Origin of the sequence: Nitrosomonas sp. Is24 (genome assembly GCF_033063335.1) — a bacterium.
GTDB lineage: Bacteria > Pseudomonadota > Gammaproteobacteria > Burkholderiales > Nitrosomonadaceae > Nitrosomonas.
In genome coordinates this window covers 2791095-2814212 of the sequence record NZ_JAWJZG010000001.1, presented here as the reverse complement: position 1 = coordinate 2814212, position 23118 = coordinate 2791095, and the positions used below count along the sequence as shown (strand labels likewise).

The following is a 23118-nucleotide window of genomic DNA, read 5'->3' as shown; positions in this document are numbered from 1 at the left end:
TGTGCTCTGGCCGGAACATATTAGCCCCGCCGGATATATCACCAGTAAGTTTAGCATATTGGGATTTGTGCTCTGGCCGGAACTGATGCGTAAAGCCTTCGTCTAATTAGATTAGTTTAGCATATTGGGATTTGTGCTCTGGCCGGAACTTGGCCATCACACGGGCTGCATCGAGCGATAGTTTAGCATATTGGGATTTGTGCTCTGGCCGGAACTAACTTCCCCGCCGGTGTAGATGCAGCGCTAGTTTAGCATATTGGGATTTGTGCTCTGGCCGGAACTAGCATTTCACCCTGCTCTACCGATGAACCAGTTTAGCATATTGGGATTTGTGCTCTGGCCGGAACTGTATTAGTTTTGACCAGTTCATGATTAGCAGTTTAGCATATTGGGATTTGTGCTCTGGCCGGAACTCGCACTTTGGAGGTACATTGTCAGCCATGAGTTTAGCATATTGGGATTTGTGCTCTGGCCGGAACACGCGCAGCCTACCGGTGTTCAAATCCGCGAGTTTAGCATATTGGGATTTGTGCTCTGGCCGGAACGAAATTAACCTTGTGCTCCATTGTGTCATTAGTTTAGCATATTGGGATTTGTGCTCTGGCCGGAACTTGCTTTCCTTCCTTTGCAATCCCTTTGCTAAAAATGCATTTTTTTAGGCATAAACTGCGCTTTTCACTTGTCTTTGCTTTGCATCGACTGTCTTCAGTACGTTTTCAACGTTTTGCTAGAAAGAAATACTGCATAATTCCACCCTGAGCTATGTATTCAATTCATAGAAATTCCGGGAGGGATGATGGCAAGCAGTGCAGTCAAACAAATTCAACAAGCGCTGAAAAATAAAGGTTTTGATCCGGGCGAGATCGACGGTATTTGGGGGCGCAATACCATCGCCGCAGTGATGCAATTTCAGCAGCGTCAGGGTCTTGAAGTGGATGGCATCGTGGGCCCGAAAACTTCCGCAGCGCTTTTTTCCGGTACGCCGTCGGCTATTCCGGTGAACACCCCATTACTCCCTTGGTTTGAAGAAGCGCGTCATTTAATGGGCACGAAGGAAGTGCTCGGCAACAAGAACAATCCTGACATCATGGATTGGGCTAAGAATCTCGATATCAGTTATGCCGGTGACGATGTGCCGTGGTGCGGGTTATTCGTGGCGCACTGTGTCGGAACCACCCTGCAGCAGGAAGTATTGCCGGGAAATCCACTGGGTGCGCGGCAATGGGAAAAATTCGGCGTCTCAACCAATCCTCGTCTGGGCGCTATCATGGTGTTCTGGCGCGAATCGCTGGCGAGCGGAAAAGGTCATGTAGGTTTCTATGCCGGTGAGGATGACGATGCCTATCAAATTCTTGGCGGCAATCAATCCGACGCCGTGTGTCTGATGTGGTTGAGCAAGGACAGATTGCGCGGCGCGCGCTGGCCTAAAACCGCTAGTTCTCTGAATACCAGCGTTGTTCTGAAAGACAGGAATGAAGGGTTGTCGGTGAATGAAGCTTGATTTTTATGCTTCACAAGTCAGCACTTGGCGTATGGGATGTAACCCGGTTTTGACCAGGATAGGATTTTAACAGCCAGGTGCAAGCATAGGTTATGCATCTACTAATTCCTTAAATCCAGATTCCGTATTGGATGAAGCCGGAGCAAAAGTAATACTGATTTTTTCAGGATCAATCGATCGGGATAATTGATTGAAAAAATAGATATACTCCGGATGGGATTGTAGGTTGTTAATGGCATCGGAATGGGATAGCTGAATACGCCAGCATAAGCGATACTGGTTCAATTCAGAAGGCGCCCAACCGGAGAAAATTTGACGCACACCCGGAATAGCCGTCAAAGTTTTGCGGCTATGTTCGATCAGGGCATCCAATTGCCGTAAGCGATGGCTTTCAATGTAGCAAAGGATAATCTGTTCTGCGGGCTGCCAAGGACGGCACTGAATCAATACTTCCGCTGCACGGCCTGCAGAACCCCAAAGATGCATCCACTGCTTGATTTGTTCAAATAGGTTCTCTGTTACTCCGTGGAGAACCTCGATATAGCCTTTTCTGGCGCGCGTTTTAATATTGGAATGAATGGTTGCTGCCGCAATATCGGAAAGCTCTGTATAGCAATTGATTTTGGCGACGCCATTTAAGATTAGCTTATGATACTGATCTTCAATCAAGCCGCTGCCGCCATACAACACCAGTGGAATTCCAATTGCATCATTAATTCGTTTCAGACGTTTGAAATCGAGTTTTATCCGGTTGTGCTGGCGGATATGCAGAGTGTCAATGGATACGGCGAGAAAGTCTATGCCGGTACGGTTGACATATGCTTTTGCTTCTTCGGCTGAAGTATAAATAGCTTCGCCCAGGTGATTGATCGTGTTTTCCCCTTCCGTGCCACCTGCAAAACCAAGCATACCCTCAATTGCAGCGCCACATGCGTGCGCTAATTCTGCGGCACGGCTGGTTTGAGCGATATTGCCGGTAAACGATTCTGAGGAAACATCCAGCATGACACTATTGCATCCCAAGTTAATAGCCTCGGCAATGGATTCACGCTTTTTTGCATAGTCAAAGTGAATAGCTACCGGTACTTTAGCCTGATGTGCGGCGCGTTCAACTGCTGGAATGATTAATCTGAAATCGTTCGTTGTGAAGAGCGGCTCGGAAATATTAAGAATGGCGGGTGAACGGCAGGATTCGGCTGCTTTGATAATAGCTTCCAGGAAATCCAGGCTTACTAGGGCCTGTTAACGCTATTTGATATAATTTGGTGATGGAAATCACCGAAACTCAATATCAACAGATCGAGCACTGCCTGCCGCGTCAGCGTGGCAACGTCAGCCATTCCAATCTGCAAGTTCTCAATGCCATTCTTTACGTTGCCGAGCATGGCTGCAAGTGGCGAGGATTGCCCAAGCGATTCGGCAACTGGCATACCATCTATACCCGCATGAATCGCTGGGCAAAGAGTGGTGTACTGAGCCATGTATTTGGGCAACTTCAGCATCAGCAAATCATCCGTATCCGTATTGAAACTGTTTCGCTGGACAGCACCAGCATCAAAGTCCATCCCGACGGTACGGGTGCGTTAAAAAAAACGGCCCCCAATCCATCGGAAAATCTCGAGGTGGATGGACCACCAAAATTCATCTGGTTGCCGCAGATTCCAGAACAACCATAAGCTTTGCCCTCTCGCCCGGTCACGCCCACGATGCGCCAGAGGGCAGGCAGCTTTTGCTTTCCCTCGGTCCCGTCAATACGCCCACCTACCTGCTGATGGATCGTGCTTATGAGGGCGACCAAACCCGGCAACTGGCACTAGATTTGGGTTACATCCCGGTTGTTCCGCCCAAAGCAAATCGCTTGTCACCCTGGGAATACAACCGTGCCATGTACAAAAAACGCAACGAGATCGAACGATTGTTCAGAAGGCTCAAGGGATTTCGCCGCATCTTCTCCAGGTTCGATAAGCTCGATGTCGTCTTCATCTCCTTTATCCACTTCGCTCTCATCGTCGAAGCAATCAGATTGTGTTAACAGGCCCTAATCCAAAACCACCGATTGCATAGTTGTTTTGATAAGCATGATTCAACATATCGCGCATATCTACAAGTGGCATTTTTATCCTCAGAAATTTAGGGGGTGAGAAAATTATTTCAATGCATAATTTTCAAGTACCTGATCCAAATCATCCAGCGCTGAGCCCATGATGAGACCTGCACAGCTATGGTATAGCCACAATTCACAAGAAATCGGCAGATGTAAGTTACGTCGTCCGTGAATCTGAAACTCGCGCCATGCCAGAATAGGCTGGTCATCTTTATTGCTATCAACACATAGCCACATAGTCTTGTCTAGGATGACTTCTAATCCACGATGTTTCAGTAATGTAACTCGCAGTGGATAGCCTAATCGCAGCAGCGCAAGCCGCCCGCGGTTATAACATGCTGCTTCGATCGTTTTTGGGAAGATGCGCCAGGGTAGTGTCAGCGTTTCCATCGCTATCGAAAATATGTCTTGAGTCTTGAGTCTTTATTTTTTATTTTTTGTATTCGGTTCACTATCCAACGTACTTTCAAGAAAAACACGACTCGCTAGAATATCTTCCGCTTCTAATGTGATGAGATCAGTTTTGGATAATGATTTCTTTGTTCCGGAAAATAATCGATTTGCTTGGCGGAGGCGAGCACGATCAAGCGCGTTACGAACCGAGCGCGCATTGGCGAAATGCTCCGACTTCATGCGCAGACGTATATATTTTCCAAATGCTTCTTCCCCGGCTGAACTGAAACAGTAATTTTGGCTTTCTAACATCAATTTAGCGATCGCAACTAACTCATCCGGACCGTAATCCGGAAAGTCGATATGGTGCGCTATGCGCGAGCGCATGCCGGGATTGCTATGGAAGAATTTATCCATACGATCTTTGTAACCCGCCAAAATAACGACTAAGTCTTCGCGATTATTTTCCATCGTTTGCAACAGAATTTCTATTGATTCTGCGCCATAATCACGTTCGTTTTCTGGTTTGTAAAGGTAATAAGCTTCATCGATGAAAAGAACGCCCCCCATCGCTTTTTTTATCACTTCTTTTGTTTTGGGGGCGGTATGTCCAATATATTGACCGACCAAGTCGTCCCGGGTCACTGAAACCAGGTGTCCTTCACGCACATAGCCGAGGCGGTGTAAGATTTCTGCCATGCGCAGAGCTACAGTCGTTTTCCCGGTACCAGGATTGCCAGTAAAGCACATGTGTAGACTGGGCGCACCTGCAGATAGTCCCAGTTTTTTGCGAACACGATCGACCAGTAACAACGCGGCCGTTTCGCGGATGCGAGTCTTCACAGGGATTAAACCTATCAGTTCACGATCCAGTTTATCCAGTACTTCCTGGATATTCGATTCGCGGAATTCTGCATCTAAATCAATTAATGTACCTTCGGATGAAGTTAAGTTTTTAGATTGCTTAGGCATGTTTAATCACTCTTTGAGGCCTCATGAGATGGAGATTGTGACAGGCTGAATTATATTAATGCCTTTACTCTGGTAACTGTTTGTATTATTAGTATCTCTCCCCATGAGGGAGAGAGATACCTTATTTTTATTATGCTAGTAGCGCTCAGTTTCCGGCTTGTCAGTTGCATAGGAATGAATGGTGTAACTAACGCTTCGTCCAGCACCTTCCTGGCGTACTAAACTAAACCCTGGTTCTTTCTTGGGCCGGTTAACAATGTACGACATGGTTGGACTTTCCACCCCGCGTGTCGAATTAAATGCAGTCACGCGGATATAGTGGTTTGGAAAAGTTTTGCGGCAACTATTGATTTCCAGCAAGATTCCTGCTGGATCTTTCAAATCAAACATTGGGTTGCCAAACATTTCCCAATAGGTATTGCGTGGATGAGGGTCGTCAGTGTATTCAATGCCGATTGCCCAACCATTTTTCAACGCATATTTGAGCTGTGCTGAAATTTGCTTGTCGGTCAACGGAGGCAGAAAAGAGAATTGGCCCTGTGTGAGTAAATTCCCGTGATTGGTCATCATGATTGTTTCTCCTGAAAAGATTAAGCGTTTGCAGTTGTGGATGGCACAAAGTCAGCGGTATCCGTGGAATCGTAGTTAAAGGTGATGTCTTTCCACGTATCCAATGCTTGTTTAAGCGGCGTGCACCATTTCGCAGCATCTGCAAGAATTTGCGGGCCTTCTTTTACGTAATCCCGGCCTTCATTGCGCGCCATAATCATAGCTTCAAGTGCTACACGGTTTGCTACTGCGCCAGCCTGAATACCTTGAGGGTGGCCAATGGTACCGCCACCGAACTGCAGTATCACGTCTTCGCCGAGGTAATCGATCAACTGATGCATCTGACCGGCATGAATACCGCCGGAAGCAACCGGCATACATTTATTCAATGATGCCCAGTCTTGATCAAAGAACAATCCATGTTCCAGGCTTTTTTCAGTACGTGTTTCGCGTAAAGTATCGTAAAAACCTTTGATCATCAGTGGATCACCTTCCAGCTTACCGACAACCGTGCCTGCGTGGATATGATCGACACCTGCCATACGCATCCATTTACAGATTACGCGGAAATTCATGCCGTGATTTTTTTGGCGAGAATAAGTTGAATTACCCGCGCGGTGCAAATGCAATATCATGTCGTTCCTGCGCGCCCATTTTGCCATTGACTGAATCGCGGTATAGCCGATCACCAAATCAATCATAACGATGACTGACCCCAGAGATTTTGCAAACTCGGCTCTTTCGTACATGTCTTCCATGGTGCCGGCCGTAACATTCAAATAATGCCCTTTGACTTCACCCGTAGCGGCAGATGCCTTGTTGACTGCTTCCATGCAATACAGGAAACGATCGCGCCAATGCATAAAGGGTTGTGAGTTGATATTCTCATCATCTTTCATGAAATCCAGGCCACCTTTAAGTCCCTCATAAACCACGCGGCCATAGTTCCGGCCCGAGAGACCTAATTTAGGTTTGGTGGTAGCGCCAAGTAATGGGCGGCCAAATTTATCCAAGCGCTCACGTTCAACCACGATACCGGTTGCAGGGCCTTGGAAGGTTTTGAGGTAAGCTACGGGAATGCGCATATCTTCGAGACGCAACGCCTTGACAGCTTTGAAGCCAAACACATTACCAATAATGGAAGCGGTTAAGTTTGCGATCGAACCTTCTTCGAACAAATCTATATCATAGGCGATATAGGCGAAGTATTGCGCCTCGTTGTTAGTACCCGGACCAGTGTTTGGTACCAGCTCAGACTTATATGCTTTAGCACGATAGAGCTCACAAGCAGTTAGTCGATCAGTCCATACCACGGTCCATGTCGCTGTAGATGATTCGCCCGCGACTGCCGCCGCTGCTTCTTCATGATCTACTCCTGGCTGAGGGGTAATGCGAAACAGCGCAATGACGTCCGTATCTTTGGGGACATAGCTGGGCTCCCAATAACCCATTTTTTTGTAAGGGATAACACCGGATTTGTAACGCTCTTTACCTTCTTTCATAGTTTCAGAAGCCATAATTTTCTCCAAGTTATTGAAAGCACACGCTATAAACTTTGGTCATGAAGTAGCTATCAGCGAGTGAAAATTATAGTAGAATCATTCAATCATAAATAACAATCAATTGTTACAATGGTATTGATAGATTTTGTCTATGATTAAAATGGAAAGGAGAGTCTCGTGCGCCATAGCACCATACGACAATTGGAGGTATTCGAAGCGATCGCGCGATTGAAGAGCTTCACGCGTGCGGCCGAAGAATTGTTTCTGACACAACCGACAGTATCGATGCAAATCAAAAAACTGACGGATGAAATTGGCTTGCCATTGTTTGAACAAATTGGTAAAAAAATCTATCTGACTGATGCAGGAAAAGAGCTATATAAAACTTGTCTGGGTATTTTTGAACATTTCTCCCGTTTTGAAATGATCGCATCGGATATGAAAGGTCTGAAATCCGGCAAGCTCCGGCTCGCAGTGGTGACTACTGCGAAATATTTTACGCCGCGTTTGCTGGGTATGTTTTGTCAGAAATATCCAAATATCGATGTTGCGCTAAAAGTGACGAACCGTGAGCGTGTTTTGGAGCGATTAACCAACAATCAAGATGATCTCTACATTCTGGGCCAAGTTCCGGATGCGGTTGATGCCGTAGCGGAAGTGTTTTTAGACAATCCGCTGGTTGTTATGGCATCGGCCGATCATCCATTGTCTTGCGAAAAAAATATCAGCATTGAGCGTATTTGCGATGAACTCTTCATTATGCGCGAACCGGGTTCTGGAACGAGAATGGCGACAGAACGTTTTTTTTCAGAGCAAAATAAAAAATTGAAAGTCCGCATGGAGCTGGGAAGCAATGAAGCGATTAAGCAAGCTATTGTCGGTAGACTGGGTATCGCTGTCTTATCCAGACATACTTTGACACTCGATGCGCCGATGGGGCAGCTGGCGATACTCGATGTTGATGGATTTCCAATTGAACGTGACTGGTACTTTGCTTATCCATCCGGTAAACAGTTATCGATTGTAGCGCAGACGTTCTTGGAGTATTTGCGTCAGGCATCGGATTACCTAGATGATTTATCATGCCGTCATGCAATTTCCGGGCATTGCCCATTATTAAAAGACAGCCAGCATTAAGTTTGCTGCGTAACCGTCTACTGGAAAGTTATTTGTTAATTATTCGCCGATAGGAGTTTCCCAATGACACACTATATCGCCTGGTTTGATCAATTGACGATGCACGATGTCGCCCTGGTGGGTGGAAAAAATGCTTCGCTGGGGGAGATGATCAGTCATCTGGCGCAAGCCGGTGTTAATGTACCGGCGGGTTTTGCTACCACCACCGAGGCATACCGGGAATTTTTGAATGTCAATGGACTGACGGATCGCATCAATCAGTTGTTGAACGGCTTGGATGTCGACGACACGCAAGCGCTATCCGCTGCCGGTAAGGCGATACGCGGCTGGGTGCTGAATGCCGCGCTGCCGGATGCATTGCTGCAAGCGGTATCGCAAGCTTATGAAAAATTGGCCGCCAATAGCGGCGAAAATGTGTCGTTTGCGGTGCGCTCGTCGGCGACTGCCGAGGATCTGGCCGACGCATCGTTTGCCGGGCAGCAGGAAACGTTGCTGAATGTGCATGGCTTGGATCAAATCATCGCAGCCATCAAGGTGGTGTTTGCTTCGTTGTATAACGACCGGGCAATTGCATACCGCGTGCACCAGCGATTCCCGCACGACAAAGTGTATCTGTCCGCCGGAATTCAGAAAATGGTGCGTAGCGACCTCGGCGCCAGCGGTGTGATGTTTACGCTGGATACCGAATCCGGTTTTCGCGAGGCGGTTTTCATCACGGCGGCGTATGGATTGGGTGAAACCATTGTGCAGGGCATCGTCAATCCGGATGAATTCTATGTCTACAAGCCCGGACTGGCCGCCGGGAAGCCTGCCATTTTGTCGCGGCGGCTGGGCACTAAAGCCATTGAGATGGTGTACGCGGATAAAAACAGTGACGGCGCTGCATTGACGTTGACGCGCGATGTTGAAACCGCGCGGCGCATGCGTTTTTCGCTTTCGGATGAGCAAGTAGAAGCGCTGGCGCGGCAAGCGGTGATCATCGAACAGCATTATGGCCGTCCGATGGATATCGAATGGGCTTTGGACGGGCAGGATGGGCAACTGTACATTGTGCAGGCGCGGCCGGAAACGGTGGAAAGCCGTTCTTCATTGGTGCTGGAGCGCTTTAAGCTGACGGGCAAAGGGGCCGTGCTGGCCGAAGGACGTGCGATTGGCAGCAAGATCGGTCAGGGAACGGCGCGACTGATCACGAAGATTGATCAGATGCATCAAATCCAGCCCGGCGATGTCTTGGTGACGGACATGACCGACCCGGATTGGGAACCGATTATGAAACGCGCCTCGGCGATCGTCACCAATCGTGGCGGACGGACTTGCCACGCGGCGATTATCGCGCGCGAAATGGGCATTCCCGCCGTGGTCGGCTGCGGCGATGCCACGGCGCAGATCAAGGAAGGCGCGGCAGTCACGGTTTCCTGTGCGGAAGGCGATAGCGGTTATGTGTATGACGGTTTACTGGCATTTGAACATACCACTGCGGATGCCGGAAAATTGCCGGACTTGCCGCTGAAAATCATGATGAATGTCGGCAATCCGTCGCACGCTTTCTCTTTCTCGCGCATGCCGAATCAAGGTGTGGGGCTGGCCCGGCTGGAATTCATCATCAACAACATGATCGGCATCCATCCCAAGGCGTTGCTGGAATTCGATCAACTGTCCGATGATTTTAAAAGGGAAATCGCTAGCCGCATCGCTGGTTATCAGAACCCCATCAGTTTTTATGTGGACAAATTGACCGAGGGCATCGCCACCCTGGCGGCGGCGTTTTATCCGCACCCGGTGATCGTACGCACCTCCGATTTCAAATCCAACGAGTATGCCAATTTGCTCGCGGGCGACCGCTACGAGCCGCACGAAGAAAATCCGATGATCGGCTTTCGCGGCGCATCGCGCTATCTCGCGCCCGCGTTCCGCGATTGTTTTGCGCTGGAATGCCGTGCGCTGCGCAAGGTGCGTGACGACATGGGGCTGACCAACGTCGAGATCATGATTCCGTTCTGCCGCACCTTGGAAGAAGCGGAACAAGTGATTGCGTTGCTTGCTTCGCATGGGCTGGAGCGCGGCAAAAACGGCTTGCGCGTGATCATGATGTGCGAGATTCCATCCAATGCGCTGCTGGCGGAAGCATTTTTGCAGTATTTCGACGGTTTTTCGATCGGCTCCAACGACATGACGCAGCTCACGCTCGGCGTTGACCGTGACTCCAGTTTGGTCGCGCCTGTGTTCGATGAACGCAATCCGGCCGTGAAGAAATTGCTGGCAATGGCCATCGACGCGTGCCGCAAGCAAGGCAAATACATCGGTATTTGCGGGCAAGGACCGTCGGATTATCCGGATTTCGCCGCCTGGCTGTATGAACAGGGCATCGGCAGCCTATCGCTGAATCCCGATTCGGTGGTCGATACCTGGTTGCACATCGCCAGCTTGCACAAACCATGAGCAAACAAAAACGCACGGTTTTCTACTTATCAGACCGTACCGGCATCACTGCGGAAACGCTCGGACATAGTTTGCTGACGCAATTTGACGGTATCGAGTGGGAGACCGTCAACGTGCCGTTTCTGGACGATCTTGAGAAAGCCAAAGCGGTGTTGATGCAGATTAACCAAGCCGCCGGGCGCGATGGCTACCGTCCGTTGGTATTCAGCACTTTGTTGAAGCTGGAAATTCTCGCAGTCATAAAACAGGCAAACTGCCGCGTCTACGATTTTTTTGAAACCTTCACCCATCCGGTCGAGGAAGAATTGCATCAATCGTCGGTGCGAAAAGCCGGACGTTCGCATGGCGTCGAGCATCATCCGTCGTATTTCAAGCGCATCGCCGCGATCAATTACGTGCTGGCGCACGACGACGGCGTCAATCCGAAACATCTCGCCGAAGCCGACATCGTCCTGACCGGTGTTTCGCGCTCCGGCAAAACACCAACCTGCCTGTATCTGGGCTTGCAATACGGTATCGCCGCAGCGAATTATCCGCTGACGCCGGATGACATGCCCGTCATGCGGTTACCGGACGTGCTGGAAAACGTAAAAAGTAAATTGTTTGGCTTGACGCTGATTCCCGAACAACTGCACTTCATCCGCCAGGAACGCCGCCCGGACAGTCAATACGCCTCACTGGCGCAATGCCAGCGGGAAATTCAATGGCAGGAATCGTTGTTTCGCCAGTGCAATATTCCGTATCTGGATACCACGCGCATTTCCATCGAGGAAATCAGCGCGATCATACTGAATCGTTGCGGGTTGAAGCGGCGGTTGTATGGGTAACCGCTAAGCCTTTGCTAACCGGCTGGTAACGCGGTATGATCCAAAAAAGTTGCGAGAAATCGGTGAATAAAATCTGCGGTACTTCAAACAAAGCCGATTATCCAGTCAACTGATACGGTGTTTGTCTGGAGCAATGCAATCCGGTCTCGGTGAATCTTTACGCTACAGCCCACCAACCATGAGGAGCAAGTTGTGTCACAAAATCCCGTGATCGTGATTCCCGGTATTACCGGCACTTCGCTGGCTGATTATTATCCGATTTCAGTGGAGGAGGTATGGACGGCGGTGTTGCGCAAGGAGTACGAACGCATCACCTTGCATCCCGATGACCTACGCTATGAAGCCAGAGAGCCCGCCAGAGTATTGGCGACAAATCCATTCCCGCTGGCTTACGGCGATTTGGTAGAGGCTTTGCGTTATGATCTTACCAAAACACCTGAAAAACCAACTCCTGTTTTTGCTTTTGGTTACGATTGGCGCAAGGATAATTTTCAGACCGCTGAACAGTTAGGTTTGTTTATCGACGAAGTCCTGGCTAGAACCAATTTGCTGCCGCACTACAAAAAAGATTCAGCAAATCAGGTCGATTTGGTGGCGCATTCGATGGGTGGTTTGGTACTAACGATCTATTTGCATCAATGCCAAACGCAAAAAATACCCACTAAGGTTGGCAAGGTGGTGACTGTCGCCACGCCATTCAGAGGCTCAATCGATGCCATTCGCAAGGTTACCACCGGCATGGGTGAACTCACCGGTCCGTTACCCCGCGACCGCGAACGAGAAACCGCCAGGATGATGCCATCCCTTTATCAGTTGTTGCCTAACTTTGAAAATGCAGTCACCGGCAAAAATGACGAAAGCATTGACTTGTTCGAAGCCGATAATTGGCAACAATCGATTCTTGATACGATGGGTTCATTCATTCGACGCATTGGTGCTGATATTGAAGCCAAAGACCTGTTAAAGAATTTTCTAACCAATGCGAAAGAACTGGCGCAAACGGCTAATGGGTTGGACTTGAATAATAGTGAACTTATCAGTGGCGGGCGGAGTGGCTGGCTGGCGATTGTCGGTTTGGGTGCCAAAACCTCGCTCAATGCCAAAATTGAATTCAAAAAAAATCAACCGGTTTTTGTCTTACCTGATCCTAATGATCAGGGCGCGAACAGTGAGGATACCGGCGATGGCATAGTACCTTTTCTGGGCGCCTGCCCCGGCTTTTTGCCTCGTGAACAATTGGTGGGTGTGACGCCGGATGATTTAAGCATATGGGAAATTCAAGACAAAACTATGCTGGCGACTGCCGGTTTTCATGCCACTTTGCCGAACGTTAATCTGGTGCAACGATTGATCATCCGGCATCTATCCAATACCTTCCGCGGCGAGACCTGGGGACGACCAGTACCGGGTGTCACTGAGACTGATTGGCCTAACTGGCTGCAGAAAAAAAACACTCCTTGACGAAAGTGCATCACTGGAAACACTATGTGCTTTGCCAATCTTGTTCGGGCGGTTGATGATCTTGACCACCAACTTGCTGTCGGCTGGGTACGCGATGTTTTCTTCATTCACTGTTGTATTCACATGGATGGCATCTTTCAGCGTCAAAGCCTCCATGTAAACCAGCGCTCATTTGAAAATTCAATCTGCGCATTCCGTATTCGCTTGTGAAAAGGTACCAGTTCCGGGCAATTTCTGCTGGAAAGAATCTTGATCTTTCCATTAATTCCGTTTTTCTCTGTTGCATAGAAAACGATCCGACCCGGTGCCAGCGGCTGATTGACGGGAATTTTCCGGTGTCGCGAGTTTACTCACTACACGCCACCTTCCACTCCATTTCCTCTGTGCTGCCCTGCTTCACCATTTCCCATTTCTGCGGCTGGTTGTACGAGCGCACTAGGTCGCCGTGTTCCATGTTCAAGCTGAAAAGTGAGTAGGCGAGGGTGCGGATTTGTTTTTCCTGGCAGTTGTATTCGCGCCGGATTTTTTCCGATAGAAACTCCGCCCCAGCGGCTTTTTGCAGCGTTGGGTAATCGAATAGAACCGCCATTTTAGCCCGGCCCGCTGCTTTGCGGAGCGAGGCCGGGTCGTTATACAGAACTGAACCGCCTTTGCGGTCGCTTTCGCTGATGCGGTTCCATTCGGCCATTGTGCCGGTACTGACGAACATCAGGGTTAAACCAAAGAATATTTTTCTCATAAAGCCTTATTGTTGTTTTTTGTTATCCGGGCGGAATTGCTCCGGGTGAAAATAACGGAACGTAATATTCCGTTATTTTTGTCCTCCATCATCGACGGCAATTGTCAGATTCTTTTTCACGATGGCTTGCGCGCGTTCGATTTTTACCGTGTCTTTTTTCAGAATTGCTTCATTGTCGGTCGATTTGACGCTGATGCTATGCTCGCCGACAGGTACGTTACTCAACACATAAAATCCTTGCTCGTCGGTAATCGAGTGAATTTGCGGTAATTCGGTCAGGAATACTTCCGCTTTTTTCCCGGCAGCGTCTTGAATCGTGACGACACCGGCAATCGCGCCATATTGTAGTGCTTCGCCGCTTCCCGGGGTGATTTTGTTGGCGATCGACCGCACCATGAGCAGGATCGTTTCCGATGCGAATCCGGCGGTGAAGGCCAGCACGACCGAATTGGTAATATTGCCCGGTTCGATCAGATAATACGCCAGGATTGCCAGAAACGGCGCCGAGATATACTGCACCATCTGAAAGATCAGGTGCTCGCGGAATTCGTATTGCGTTAGTTTGGGTTGCTGTTCTGTGGCGATGTGCTCCGAGCCCGCTTGCTTTTGCAGTTCCGGCAGCCGCCGGGTGAGACTGATACTGCCGCCCATCAACGCCATAATGATGAAATAGAGCGGGATGAGCAGGCCGTCTTTTACTTGGCAGGTGACCGACTTGCCGAAATTTGGGTCGTCGTCTTTAGTGCACTGGTCGATATGTCCGCCGATGTTGATGACCCATGCTTTGCCAGCAGTTCCGCCTCCCGGATTTTGCGCTTTTTGAGCATCGCCTTCCGGTTCGGCATCAGATTTGGAGCAAAGCAAGGTTTTTGCTTTTGGATCCAAGGAGCAGCCGACAAATACAGCGATCGGCCGTTCACGCAATGTTTTGAGGTATCGTCCTGCATCGGGTTTTGTCTTTTCTTGTTCAGTGGATTCCTGCTGAACGGTTCCGCCGGATTGACCGGATGTTTTTTCCACAAAACTGAACAGCGGGTTGATGAAAGGATAAAAAGTCAGCAACAGTGATATCAACATGAAACTATACGCAAAGATCATCCATTTATTGCGCTGCCGGGATCTGATGTCTTCGATTCTTTTTCTTTCGTCTTGCGTCGATCCTTCCGCCGGTAACGCTTCAATCGGATAAGTGAAGATATGCACAAAGACGATGCACATGGAGATGACGATTGGGAGAATGGGAATGCCGCTTTCGCCATCCAGTATTTTAAAGATATAGATGGCTATGCCAAACAATAAGTTGATCACATGAGCGGCGATCCATAGCACGTTAACTTTTGCCCATTCTTTCATTTCCGCAAAGAAATCTCCGCGACCTGCGCTCACACTCATGTTGTTTCCCCTTTTTCAATGTCCAGTATCAAGAAAAAGAACTTTTCCCAGCACACTGATGTTAGCGTAATGTGAGTGATTTGTATCGTAAAGATATGAATCGGCGGCATCGCTTCATTTCCCCCGCATAAACAACTTATCCAAATCAGCCAGACTGGTTTCAAACCACGTCGGCCTGCCGTGATTGCATTGACCGGCACGTTCGGTTTGTTCCATATCGCGCAGCAAGGCGTTCATTTCCTCGAGAGTCAATCTGCGGTTGGCGCGGATGGCGCCGTGGCAAGCCATGGTGGCGAGAATTTCATTGCGTTTCGCGGTAAGAATCTGGCTGGCGCCATATTCGCGGATTTCACGCAGAATGTCACGGGCGAGCTGGGCGATATCGGCGTCTTTCAGCGTGGCTGGAACCGCGCGCACGGTCAGCGTGGCGGGCGACAGGATCGCGATATCAAACCCCAGTTGCTCCAGCGTGCTGTGATTTTCTTCAACAACGGCAACCTCCAGGCTATCGGCGTGAAAAACGACCGGGATCAGCAGCGGCTGCATCGGTATTTCATGCTGGTCGAGCGACTGCTTGAGTTGTTCGTACATAATCCGTTCGTGTGCTGCATGCATGTCGATAACCACCAGGCCGCGCGCGTTCTGCGCCAGGATATAGACGCCGTGCAGTTGTCCCAGCGCGAAACCGAGCGGGTGGCTGTCCTGTTTTTCTTCCGTTGCAACCGGTTGCCCGGATTTTTCCGCCGTTGTGACTAAGACGTTGACGGGTGGGGCCGGGTATGCGCGCGGTTCCACGCCAAACAAGGTGCCGTAAAAACTGCTGGGTTGTGACACCGGTGCGGATTGTGCCTGACCGGTCTTAGGATAGGCAGGGAATGACCGGGCTGGTTGTTCCGGTTCAGCGGTATTGATGGTTCTGTTGGGCGTGGCGAGCGCTTTGTTGATCGCGTGAAAAATGAATTGATGCAATGCACGCGCTTCGCGGAAGCGGACTTCGGTTTTGGTGGGATGCACATTGACATCGACGCTTTCCGGGTCGATTTCCAGAAACAGCGCAAAGGCCGGGTGCTTGTCCAGGTGCAATACATCGCGGTAGGCCTCGCGCAATGCGTGCGAAATCAATTTATCGCTGACGAAGCGGTTGTTGACAAAAAAATACTGCGCGTCGCGTGAAGACCGCGCATAAGCCGGTAATGCCACCAAGCCATGCAAGCGCATGTCAGCGGATTGTTCATCTACCGGGGCCGCCGTCTGCCCGAATTCTTCGCCCAGAACCGCCGCGATCCGTTGAGCGGAACTGGTGGCGCGTAACAGGCGGCGCACTTTGCCGTTATGTTGCAGCACGAATTCAATCCCGGCTTGCGATAGCGCCAGGCGTTTGAAGGTTTCGTCGCAATGCGCGAACTCGGTGGCTTCGGATTTCAGGAATTTGCGCCGGGCGGGGATATTGAAGTACATATCATTGACATCCAGCATTGTTCCGCTGGCCAGCGAGGCGGGCTCGGGTTGCGAGACCGCTTTGCCTTCAATGCCGATCTGCCACGCATGGCTTTGCCCGGCTTGGCGGCTGGTCAAGGTCAACCGGGAAACGGCCGCGATACTGGCGAGTGCTTCGCCACGAAAACCCAAGCTGGTGATCCGGTGTAAATCCTCGAGTGTGCTGATTTTGCTGGTGCTGTGGCGCGTTAGCGCCAGCAATAATTCGTCTTTGGCGATGCCGCTGCCGTCATCCGTGACACGAATTTGCTTCACCCCGCCCTGTTGCAATTGCACGGTGATTTTTTTGGCGCCGGCGTCAATACTGTTTTCCAGCATTTCCTTGAGCGCCGACGCAGGGCGTTCGACCACTTCGCCCGCGGCGATTTGATTAATCAATAATTCGGGGAGCGGTTTAATCGTCGGCATAACAAGCTGCGGTTATAAAATTGTGATTATAATGCGGAAACAAACGAGTTCATTGTATGTCGATCAGTCATTTCACTGTTAAACATTTGGGAGAGCGAAGATGTTACCCCTGGATAAACTGAAAACCCATGTTCCCGATGCCGTACTGGCCCAAATCCCGGATTGCGCCGCCAAGTTTGGCATCGATTCACCATTGCGTCTGGCGCATTTTCTCGCGCAATGCGCCCACGAAAGTGCAGAGTTCAAAGCCTTGGAAGAAAATCTGAATTATTCCGCCGATGGATTGAAAAAAGTATTTTCAAAATACTTTCCCGGCGACCTGGCGGATAGCTATGCCCGTCAACCGGAAAAAATCGCCTCGCGCGTTTATGCCAATCGTATGGGAAACGGCGATGAAGCCAGCAAAGAAGGCTATAAATACCGTGGCCGGGGCTATATTCAACTGACCGGTAAAGATAATTACAGCGCGTTGGCCAAGGCGATCGGCGATGATGTAGCCGCCAATCCGGATTGGGTCAAAACCAAATATCCGCTGTTATCCGCGGCGTGGTTCTGGAGTACCAGAGCGCTCAATGATCTGGCCGATCAAGGCGCGAGCGATGACGTGGTAACCAGGATCACCAAGAAAGTGAATGGCGGAACGCTGGGGCTGGATGACCGGATTAACCATTTCAAACAATATTACGCGTTATTGGCTTGAAAACGGTTTCGTTAATTGGCGGATTGCTCGGCTTGATTGCCGCCCCCGTTTGGGCAGGGGAATCGCATTGCCAAGCGGATGAACAAATCATATTTTCGTGTTCATTCGGAAAAAAAATGGTTTCTGTGTGCGCATCGCACGATTTCTCCGCCAGCAGCGGTTATCTGCAATACCGTTTCGGATTGAAAGGCGCGCCTGAGCTGGTGTTTCCCGATTTGACGAAAGCTGCCCCGGCTGCGTCGTACGTGCAAGCGCGAACACTGATGTTTGCGGGCGGTGGCGGCGGTTATCTGCGTTTTATCAACGGACAGCATCACTACATCGTGTATACCGCAATCGGCAAGGGATGGGGCGCGAAGGACGGTGTTGCGGTGGAGAAGAACGGGCAATTAGCCGCTAACCTGGAATGCCGGGATGTGCCGGTGTCGAAATTAAGCGAGGAATTTTTCAGCCATGCAAACTTGCCTGCTGACCGGGATGAATTCCAGATTCCGGGGCTTGATTAATCCGGCAGAACGTAATTCAGCTTTCAGTTGCCGTGTGCGGCGAGGTTCGTAGAAAATCGAAGGATTGATTATTGACTGCTTTGATGAGCTCCGGCAACGGCATGGCTTTGCCAATGAGGTAGCCTTGAATGACGTCACATCCTAATGTTCGTAGACGCTGATAAGTCGCAAGATCTTCCACGCCTTCGGCAACCACCGACAGATTCAGGCGGTGCGCGAGAGTGATCATGGAATCGACGATACGGTCATGCTTATGGCGGGTTGCCATATGCCGGACAAACACCATATCGATTTTTACTTCATCCAAAGGCAAATCCAACATGCGCGCCATTGATGAATATCCCGTTCCAAAATCGTCCATGGCGAGTTTTATGCCCATGTTTTTAAGCTGATGCAAAGTGTCCAGTGTGCCAGCATGACTAGCCATTACCGCTGTTTCGGTCAGCTCGATGGTGATATCGCCAGCCGGGACATTCCACAAGGCTAAGCCTTGCGCGACGAGTTCCGTGAGTTCCGGATCGCGCAGATCGTCGGCGGAAAAGTTAATCGAAATACCGGCATGTAATCCGGCTTTGCGATATTCAGCACATTCTCTCAACGCGGTGTGGAAAACCCATAAAGTGAGTTTGGGCATGAGCGCGGTTCCTTCCGCGATCTGGATTAATTTATCCGTTCGAATCGGTCCATGATTGGGGTGATTCCAACGCAGCAACGCCTCGGTTGCTTTGATCTTGCCGCTGGGTATATCGATTTGCGGTTGATAACCCAAATGCAATCCGCCTGTTTCGATGGCGTTTCCCAGATCGGACCAAAGATCGATATGAAAAAGCAAGGGGTCTTGCAATTCGGCCACAAAAAGCTTGATCGGCTCTTGCTCCAGTTTTGCCTGACGTACCGCCGAACTGGCGCTGCTCATCAGTTGATCGAGCGTATGGTTGCTTTCATCGGGTAAAGCCACGCCAATGCGCGGAGCAAGGATGATGTTTCTTCTGCCAAATGCAAAAGGCTGTGCCAAAATCCGGATAATTTTATGCGCAGCCAGCATGGCATGCGCATCGGTGAGCAAATCGGCCAGTAAACAGCACAATTGATAGCGTCCGGTTATACCGACCAGATCTTGCGGATTTAAAGCGTTTCTGAGCTGACCGGCGATTTGTTGCAGAATGTCGTCGACGACGGTAAAGCCAAGCACGCCGTCCAATTCCGCTAGCCGCTCAAAGTTGACGATCAGCACCGCGCTGCGCAGACCGCTGGGGTGGGCACTGCCCAATTGGCGGGAAGCGTGTTGCAAGAAATCCTGATAAACAAGTACAGTCATAAATTCACGGCGCCGGTAAGTGCAACAGCTTATAAGTAATATTTCTGGGGATCGATTCCATAAGCACCCTGGGGTAAATCATTGACTATGGCATACTGGATACCGCTCGGGCTTGCTCCAGCGGTTCTTAAGTCTAGGGTCAACGGGGTGCTGTAGGGTTTTTTTCCGGCATCGCAAATGATCATGATGCAAGGAAGAAAGCGTTGTGTGCGATTATGCGTGAGCACGATGGCAATCTCGCCTGTATTGAGCTCAACCAGGCTGCCTACCGGGAACATGCCGACACACTGGGCAAATTGTTCCACCAAAGTATAATTGAGGCCGTTTTGCGCATTTTCCTTGAGTTCCTTCAAAGCCTGGAATGGTTTCATGCCCGGCATGCTGGGCTCTCCCCAGATGATCTCTTCATAGCAATCGACGATAGCCGCCATGCGCGAATAAGCATGTAGTTGATTGGCGTACAAACCGAAAGGGTAGCCATTGCCGTTCTCGCGCTCATGGTGCTGAAGAATAATTTTAATGACTTCTTCCGGTGCATCACTCAGCTGAGAAGCTATCTCTTCTCCATAGGCGATGTGGCGTTTCATCAGCTTGCGCTCATCCGGCGTGAGCGACATGTTTCTTTTGGCTTGAATCGCTTTGGGTAAGCGTAATTTGCCGATATCCATCAGCAATCCGCCCAAACCCAGTATTGCCAGTTCTTTACGCGGCAGACCAAGATGCCGCCCGAACGCCAACAGATGGACCGAGGTCTTGATCGCGCTATCGTAAAGCGCTTTGCCAGTGGTTTTAAGCTGCGCCAGTAAAAGTGCTGCATCGGGGTTACGGATAACGCTTTCACACAATGTGTCGACGACCTCATGAGCCTTCTGCATATCAATCTTGATTTCGTGCTCAAGGTTGAAACTGATATCGTTGAATAAAGTGGAGGCAATGTCATGTGCCTTTACTGCTGCCGGGATTTCTTGTTCAGCCGTGCAAATATCCGCATAGGTTTTAACGCGCCGCAGCACATCCAGCGGTTCGGCTTCTTGCGTTCCTGTTGGCGGCTGGTGCCAGCTTGTAGCGCTGGATGAAGTGCGAGAATCGGCGTGAGGCATGGGTCGCCCTGGAGATTGCTGAAGCAAAGAATCCGGCGCAGTGGTGGCATGCGGCGCGCGTTGTTGCGCAATGAATGGCTCGCTTCTATCCATGTCCACGTAAACATGCGCGCAATAGCGTTTAAGCTCGTCAATGTCATTCTGCGACTGGATCAGAATGCCTTGAATCAGATAAGGTGTTTCAAGCCAGGGGCGATCAAGATCACTGACAAACATTCCCAGTTGTAAGTCACTAACGGAAACTTCGATTGTGCTATTGCTTATCATTCTATGAAGGCTGGCGGGTAGGTAGATAATATTTATCTATCAGAGTTTAATGTTTAATTCCAGGTAAATAAAAATAGAGATCGCGGAAGCTTTCTCATATTTTATTGTTACGACGTATTGGGAGTGTTTCTTAAGTCCGGCAGACTTTACCGTACAGGATTAATAAAGAACTCGCGCATCAGAAATTCTTCCAGCCCCGCGGTATCTTTCTCGCGTGCAGATAACACCACGACACGATGCAGGCGGTGCGATTCCCAGTTGAAATCTTCTTTGTAATGTTCGCGGATCAATTGAATCATGCGGCGGATAATGGCCAGTTCGACATTGCCATCCGGCCCGGCTTCGACGTGAACCGTTTGCAGGCGCGGATTGCTTTGCCCCGTGGTCCAGGCGCGAAATGAGAAATCGGCGGTGCGCGGGCCGATACGGAGAATCTGAAATATGCCGCTGGTGCCGGGGTTTTGCAGATTGCGCCGGATATTGGCCATGCGGATTTCATCCGCGGACAGTTGCTTGGCCGTGGCGGCGGGAGCGGAATCCGGCGTATCGAAAAGCCCTTCCGCGCGGCGGCGTGCTTTGGATTGATTGATGTATTCGGAAAGATCCGACGGCGCATCGGCGGGCGGTTGCGGCGGCGCTTTGGTTTTTGCGACTTCTTTCGCAGGAATGGGCGCTTTCGGTTTTATGGGTTTATCGGCTGCCTTGGGCTTGGTTTGCGGCTTTGCCTGAGCAGGCAGCGGCGGTGATTTGGGCGCGGGCTTGGGTTCTTCGATTTTGGGTTTTTCCGGTTGTGGCGGGGGCGGGCTGGGCGCGGATGCGGGCATCGAACTGGTGGCGTTTTCGTCTTCGCTCAGATCGATAAAACTGGCGGCGATGGGCGGCGGTGTGTCAATTTCCACCTCCGGCATGGACAGAAAAAATCCCAAACCCCAGATAATCAGTACCCAGACGAGCGCAGCCAGCGGCAACGGCCACCATAGGCGAATTTCTCTCGATCGGGAGCTGGCCATGCTTTGTACGTTATTTGTGTTTCACTGCAATCAGAAAATGCTGGGCACCGGCGGCGCGGGCTCGCAGCATGGCTTGCACGACGATACCCTGGGGCGCTTCGTTATCCGCCGACACAATCAATTTTTGCTTGGAGTCTGCCAGCAGCGGTTTGAGCGTGTTGGCCAGTGTATCCAGTGTAACCGCAGTCTGATTGATATAGATTTTGCCGTCTTTGGTCAGTGTCAATGTAGCCGGTTTTTCCGCGCTGAGCTTTTCCGCCTGGCCTTCGGGCAGGTCGACCTGCAATGAATCCAGATTTTGCATCGATAACGAAGCCAGCATGAATGTCGCCAGCAAGAAAAACATCACGTCGATCATCGGGATGATCTCGATTCTGCCTTTCTGAACCGTGCGCGATTTACGGAGCTTCATTGCTAGTGCTCTGTTGATCCAGACGGATGTTGTCGATCAGCCGCGTACCCAGGCGTTCCATTTCATCCATCGTCAGCGATTGCAAGCGGGAAAAGTAATTGAAACCGAACAACGCTACCAGCGCAATCGCCAACCCAACCACGGTCGCAATCAGCGCTTCCGCCACACCGCCGGTAACCGCTGTGGGATTCACCACGCCTTCGCTGCCGATCACCTGGAAGGCGCGCATCATACCGACCACGGTACCGACCAGCCCCAGCAGCGGCGCGGCGGTGACGATGGTTTCCAAAGCCCAGAGACGGCGCGCCAGCGCTTCCTCGATAATCTGCGCTTCATCGGCGGCGCGCGATTCCGTCCACCAGGCCGGTTGATGCCGGTTGGAAATCACGACCTCGAAAAAACGCTTGTAATAGTGGCGGCTGTCCAATCCGGAAAGTATTTTTTCCAGATCATTCCATTTGAACCCATAGGTTTCCACCAGGTTTAGCAAATCGCTGGATAACCGTGCGTAGCGCCAGTAGATAAACGCTTTCTCGAACATGATTGCCAGCGCGACAATCGCCAGTAAAGCCAGCGGAACGATAATGATCCCGCCAAGCTTCAACATGACCCAGGCTTGATTCAACTCTTCCATTATATTTAACTCCAGATTAATGCTATTCATAACGCGGTAGACTTCCAGTACCCGGCGGATTTAATGCACACAAGCAATTCTTGCAGTCAGTCAAACGATGCAAAATGTCCGCACAAAATAAATTCTCATTGCTGCCATGACGAGGCTGACTGGATGCTAAGAATAGTTGAAAACACCCACAGTGGAAACTATTTAGTGGCAAAATGACCGGCATTTATTGCTTTCTGCAACAAAGAAGAAGCCCCGGTGG

General features: G+C 50.3%; 21 protein-coding genes and 1 CRISPR repeat array (1 of these 22 cut by a window edge). Of the genes, 8 read left to right on the top strand and 13 right to left on the bottom strand.

What is annotated here, in order from left to right:
- Positions 1-611: a CRISPR direct-repeat array (repeat unit 36 nt; unit sequence AGTTTAGCATATTGGGATTTGTGCTCTGGCCGGAAC); it reaches 1470 nt to the left of the window's first position.
- 185 nt (positions 612-796) lie between these two features.
- Positions 797-1501 carry a TIGR02594 family protein gene (locus R2103_RS12880; protein WP_317531782.1) on the top strand — a complete coding sequence of 235 codons (705 nt, stop codon included), beginning with the start codon at positions 797-799 and terminating at the stop codon, positions 1499-1501.
- A 90-nt stretch (positions 1502-1591) separates the two neighbouring features.
- On the opposite strand, the gene R2103_RS12875 is transcribed toward R2103_RS12880, so the two are convergent.
- A complete protein-coding gene (locus tag R2103_RS12875) occupies positions 1592-2728 on the bottom strand; it encodes a class II fructose-bisphosphate aldolase (RefSeq protein ID WP_317532098.1) in 1137 nt (378 codons plus the stop codon).
- Positions 2729-2769: 41 nt separating this feature from the next.
- Between R2103_RS12875 and R2103_RS12870 the strand changes: the two genes are divergently transcribed.
- Positions 2770-3533 (top strand): IS5 family transposase gene (locus tag R2103_RS12870; RefSeq protein WP_317530936.1). Its coding sequence is split into 2 segments (ribosomal slippage): positions 2770-3085 and positions 3085-3533, totalling 765 coding nucleotides; the frame shifts between segments, so codons are not numbered across the junction.
- 114 nt (positions 3534-3647) lie between these two features.
- Here R2103_RS12870 and R2103_RS12865 read toward each other — a convergent pair.
- The 4 genes from R2103_RS12865 to R2103_RS12850 form a co-directional block, all read right to left on the bottom strand.
- Entirely contained in the window at positions 3648-3995 is a 348-nt protein-coding gene (locus R2103_RS12865) for a hypothetical protein (RefSeq protein WP_132423988.1), read from the bottom strand.
- A 33-nt stretch (positions 3996-4028) separates the two neighbouring features.
- The gene (gene cbbX, locus R2103_RS12860) at positions 4029-4970 is read right to left on the bottom strand and encodes a CbbX protein (RefSeq protein WP_317531781.1); all 942 of its coding nucleotides are present in this window, start codon (positions 4968-4970) and stop codon (positions 4029-4031) included.
- A 135-nt stretch (positions 4971-5105) separates the two neighbouring features.
- Positions 5106-5540 (bottom strand): ribulose bisphosphate carboxylase small subunit, encoded by a 435-nt coding sequence (locus tag R2103_RS12855; RefSeq protein ID WP_090316586.1) that lies wholly within the window; start codon positions 5538-5540, stop codon positions 5106-5108.
- 20 nt (positions 5541-5560) lie between these two features.
- Positions 5561-7021, bottom strand: a complete 1461-nt coding sequence (locus tag R2103_RS12850; RefSeq protein WP_218131630.1) for a ribulose-bisphosphate carboxylase large subunit — start codon at positions 7019-7021, stop codon at positions 5561-5563.
- A 177-nt stretch (positions 7022-7198) separates the two neighbouring features.
- Here R2103_RS12850 and R2103_RS12845 point away from each other — a divergent pair, with 177 nt between their 5' ends.
- The 4 genes from R2103_RS12845 (at position 7199) to R2103_RS12830 (ending at position 12885) form a co-directional block, all read left to right on the top strand.
- The gene (locus tag R2103_RS12845; RefSeq protein ID WP_090316580.1) at positions 7199-8158 is read left to right on the top strand and encodes a LysR family transcriptional regulator; all 960 of its coding nucleotides are present in this window, start codon (positions 7199-7201) and stop codon (positions 8156-8158) included.
- A 63-nt stretch (positions 8159-8221) separates the two neighbouring features.
- On the top strand, positions 8222-10597 hold the full coding sequence (gene ppsA, locus R2103_RS12840) for a phosphoenolpyruvate synthase (protein WP_317531780.1): 2376 nt from the start codon (positions 8222-8224) through the stop codon (positions 10595-10597).
- Positions 10594-11424: a pyruvate, water dikinase regulatory protein gene (locus tag R2103_RS12835; RefSeq protein WP_317531779.1), complete on the top strand. Its 831-nt coding sequence runs from the start codon at positions 10594-10596 to the stop codon at positions 11422-11424. The genes ppsA and R2103_RS12835 overlap by 4 nt, the downstream gene beginning before the upstream one ends.
- A 192-nt stretch (positions 11425-11616) precedes the next feature.
- Positions 11617-12885 (top strand): lipase family alpha/beta hydrolase, encoded by a 1269-nt coding sequence (locus R2103_RS12830; protein ID WP_317531778.1) that lies wholly within the window; start codon positions 11617-11619, stop codon positions 12883-12885.
- 346 nt (positions 12886-13231) lie between these two features.
- Here the strand turns inward: R2103_RS12830 and R2103_RS12825 are convergent, their stop codons facing one another.
- The 3 genes from R2103_RS12825 to mutL form a co-directional block, all read right to left on the bottom strand.
- A complete protein-coding gene (locus R2103_RS12825; RefSeq protein WP_317531777.1) occupies positions 13232-13624 on the bottom strand; it encodes a surface-adhesin E family protein in 393 nt (130 codons plus the stop codon).
- 72 nt (positions 13625-13696) lie between these two features.
- A complete protein-coding gene (locus R2103_RS12820) occupies positions 13697-15016 on the bottom strand; it encodes a carboxypeptidase-like regulatory domain-containing protein (protein WP_317531776.1) in 1320 nt (439 codons plus the stop codon).
- A 114-nt stretch (positions 15017-15130) separates the two neighbouring features.
- Complete coding sequence (gene mutL, locus R2103_RS12815) at positions 15131-16921, bottom strand: DNA mismatch repair endonuclease MutL (RefSeq protein ID WP_317531775.1); 1791 nt, start codon at positions 16919-16921, stop codon at positions 15131-15133.
- 100 nt (positions 16922-17021) lie between these two features.
- On the opposite strand from mutL, the gene R2103_RS12810 reads away from it, so the two are divergent.
- Both R2103_RS12810 and R2103_RS12805 read left to right on the top strand, forming a co-directional pair.
- Positions 17022-17621: a glycoside hydrolase family 19 protein gene (locus R2103_RS12810; protein WP_317531774.1), complete on the top strand. Its 600-nt coding sequence runs from the start codon at positions 17022-17024 to the stop codon at positions 17619-17621.
- Between the two features lie 116 nt (positions 17622-17737).
- Positions 17738-18127 carry a hypothetical protein gene (locus tag R2103_RS12805; RefSeq protein ID WP_317531773.1) on the top strand — a complete coding sequence of 130 codons (390 nt, stop codon included), beginning with the start codon at positions 17738-17740 and terminating at the stop codon, positions 18125-18127.
- 16 nt (positions 18128-18143) lie between these two features.
- Here R2103_RS12805 and R2103_RS12800 read toward each other — a convergent pair whose 3' ends face one another.
- The 5 genes from R2103_RS12800 to R2103_RS12780 all read right to left on the bottom strand — a co-directional run bounded on the left by R2103_RS12800 (position 18144) and on the right by R2103_RS12780 (position 22868).
- Positions 18144-19445 (bottom strand): GGDEF domain-containing phosphodiesterase, encoded by a 1302-nt coding sequence (locus R2103_RS12800; protein WP_317531772.1) that lies wholly within the window; start codon positions 19443-19445, stop codon positions 18144-18146.
- A gap of 29 nt (positions 19446-19474) precedes the next feature.
- Positions 19475-20812, bottom strand: coding sequence for an HD-GYP domain-containing protein (locus R2103_RS12795; RefSeq protein ID WP_317531771.1), 1338 nt, complete (start codon positions 20810-20812; stop codon positions 19475-19477).
- Between the two features lie 146 nt (positions 20813-20958).
- Entirely contained in the window at positions 20959-21822 is an 864-nt protein-coding gene (locus R2103_RS12790) for a hypothetical protein (protein ID WP_317531770.1), read from the bottom strand.
- A 10-nt stretch (positions 21823-21832) separates the two neighbouring features.
- Positions 21833-22234: a biopolymer transporter ExbD gene (locus R2103_RS12785; RefSeq protein WP_317531769.1), complete on the bottom strand. Its 402-nt coding sequence runs from the start codon at positions 22232-22234 to the stop codon at positions 21833-21835.
- Positions 22221-22868: a MotA/TolQ/ExbB proton channel family protein gene (locus tag R2103_RS12780; RefSeq protein WP_317531768.1), complete on the bottom strand. Its 648-nt coding sequence runs from the start codon at positions 22866-22868 to the stop codon at positions 22221-22223. The genes R2103_RS12785 and R2103_RS12780 overlap by 14 nt, the downstream gene beginning before the upstream one ends.
- Positions 22869-23118 lie beyond the last annotated feature (250 nt).

Excerpts from the sequence above, each read along its gene's own strand:
- R2103_RS12880 (WP_317531782.1), top strand. The coding sequence starts at position 797 with ATGGCAAGCAGTGCAGTCAAACAAATTCAACAAGCGCTGAAAAATAAA.
- R2103_RS12865 (WP_132423988.1), bottom strand. The coding sequence starts at position 3,995 with ATGGAAACGCTGACACTACCCTGGCGCATCTTCCCAAAAACGATCGAA.
- cbbX (WP_317531781.1), bottom strand. The coding sequence starts at position 4,970 with ATGCCTAAGCAATCTAAAAACTTAACTTCATCCGAAGGTACATTAATT.
- R2103_RS12855 (WP_090316586.1), bottom strand. The coding sequence starts at position 5,540 with ATGATGACCAATCACGGGAATTTACTCACACAGGGCCAATTCTCTTTT.
- R2103_RS12850 (WP_218131630.1), bottom strand. The coding sequence starts at position 7,021 with ATGAAAGAAGGTAAAGAGCGTTACAAATCCGGTGTTATCCCTTACAAA.
- ppsA (WP_317531780.1), top strand. The coding sequence starts at position 8,222 with ATGACACACTATATCGCCTGGTTTGATCAATTGACGATGCACGATGTC.
- R2103_RS12835 (WP_317531779.1), top strand. The coding sequence starts at position 10,594 with ATGAGCAAACAAAAACGCACGGTTTTCTACTTATCAGACCGTACCGGC.
- R2103_RS12825 (WP_317531777.1), bottom strand. The coding sequence starts at position 13,624 with ATGAGAAAAATATTCTTTGGTTTAACCCTGATGTTCGTCAGTACCGGC.
- R2103_RS12820 (WP_317531776.1), bottom strand. The coding sequence starts at position 15,016 with ATGAGTGTGAGCGCAGGTCGCGGAGATTTCTTTGCGGAAATGAAAGAA.
- mutL (WP_317531775.1), bottom strand. The coding sequence starts at position 16,921 with ATGCCGACGATTAAACCGCTCCCCGAATTATTGATTAATCAAATCGCC.
- R2103_RS12810 (WP_317531774.1), top strand. The coding sequence starts at position 17,022 with ATGTTACCCCTGGATAAACTGAAAACCCATGTTCCCGATGCCGTACTG.
- R2103_RS12805 (WP_317531773.1), top strand. The coding sequence starts at position 17,738 with ATGGTTTCTGTGTGCGCATCGCACGATTTCTCCGCCAGCAGCGGTTAT.
- R2103_RS12800 (WP_317531772.1), bottom strand. The coding sequence starts at position 19,445 with ATGACTGTACTTGTTTATCAGGATTTCTTGCAACACGCTTCCCGCCAA.
- R2103_RS12795 (WP_317531771.1), bottom strand. The coding sequence starts at position 20,812 with ATGATAAGCAATAGCACAATCGAAGTTTCCGTTAGTGACTTACAACTG.
- R2103_RS12790 (WP_317531770.1), bottom strand. The coding sequence starts at position 21,822 with ATGGCCAGCTCCCGATCGAGAGAAATTCGCCTATGGTGGCCGTTGCCG.
- R2103_RS12785 (WP_317531769.1), bottom strand. The coding sequence starts at position 22,234 with ATGAAGCTCCGTAAATCGCGCACGGTTCAGAAAGGCAGAATCGAGATC.
- R2103_RS12780 (WP_317531768.1), bottom strand. The coding sequence starts at position 22,868 with ATGGAAGAGTTGAATCAAGCCTGGGTCATGTTGAAGCTTGGCGGGATC.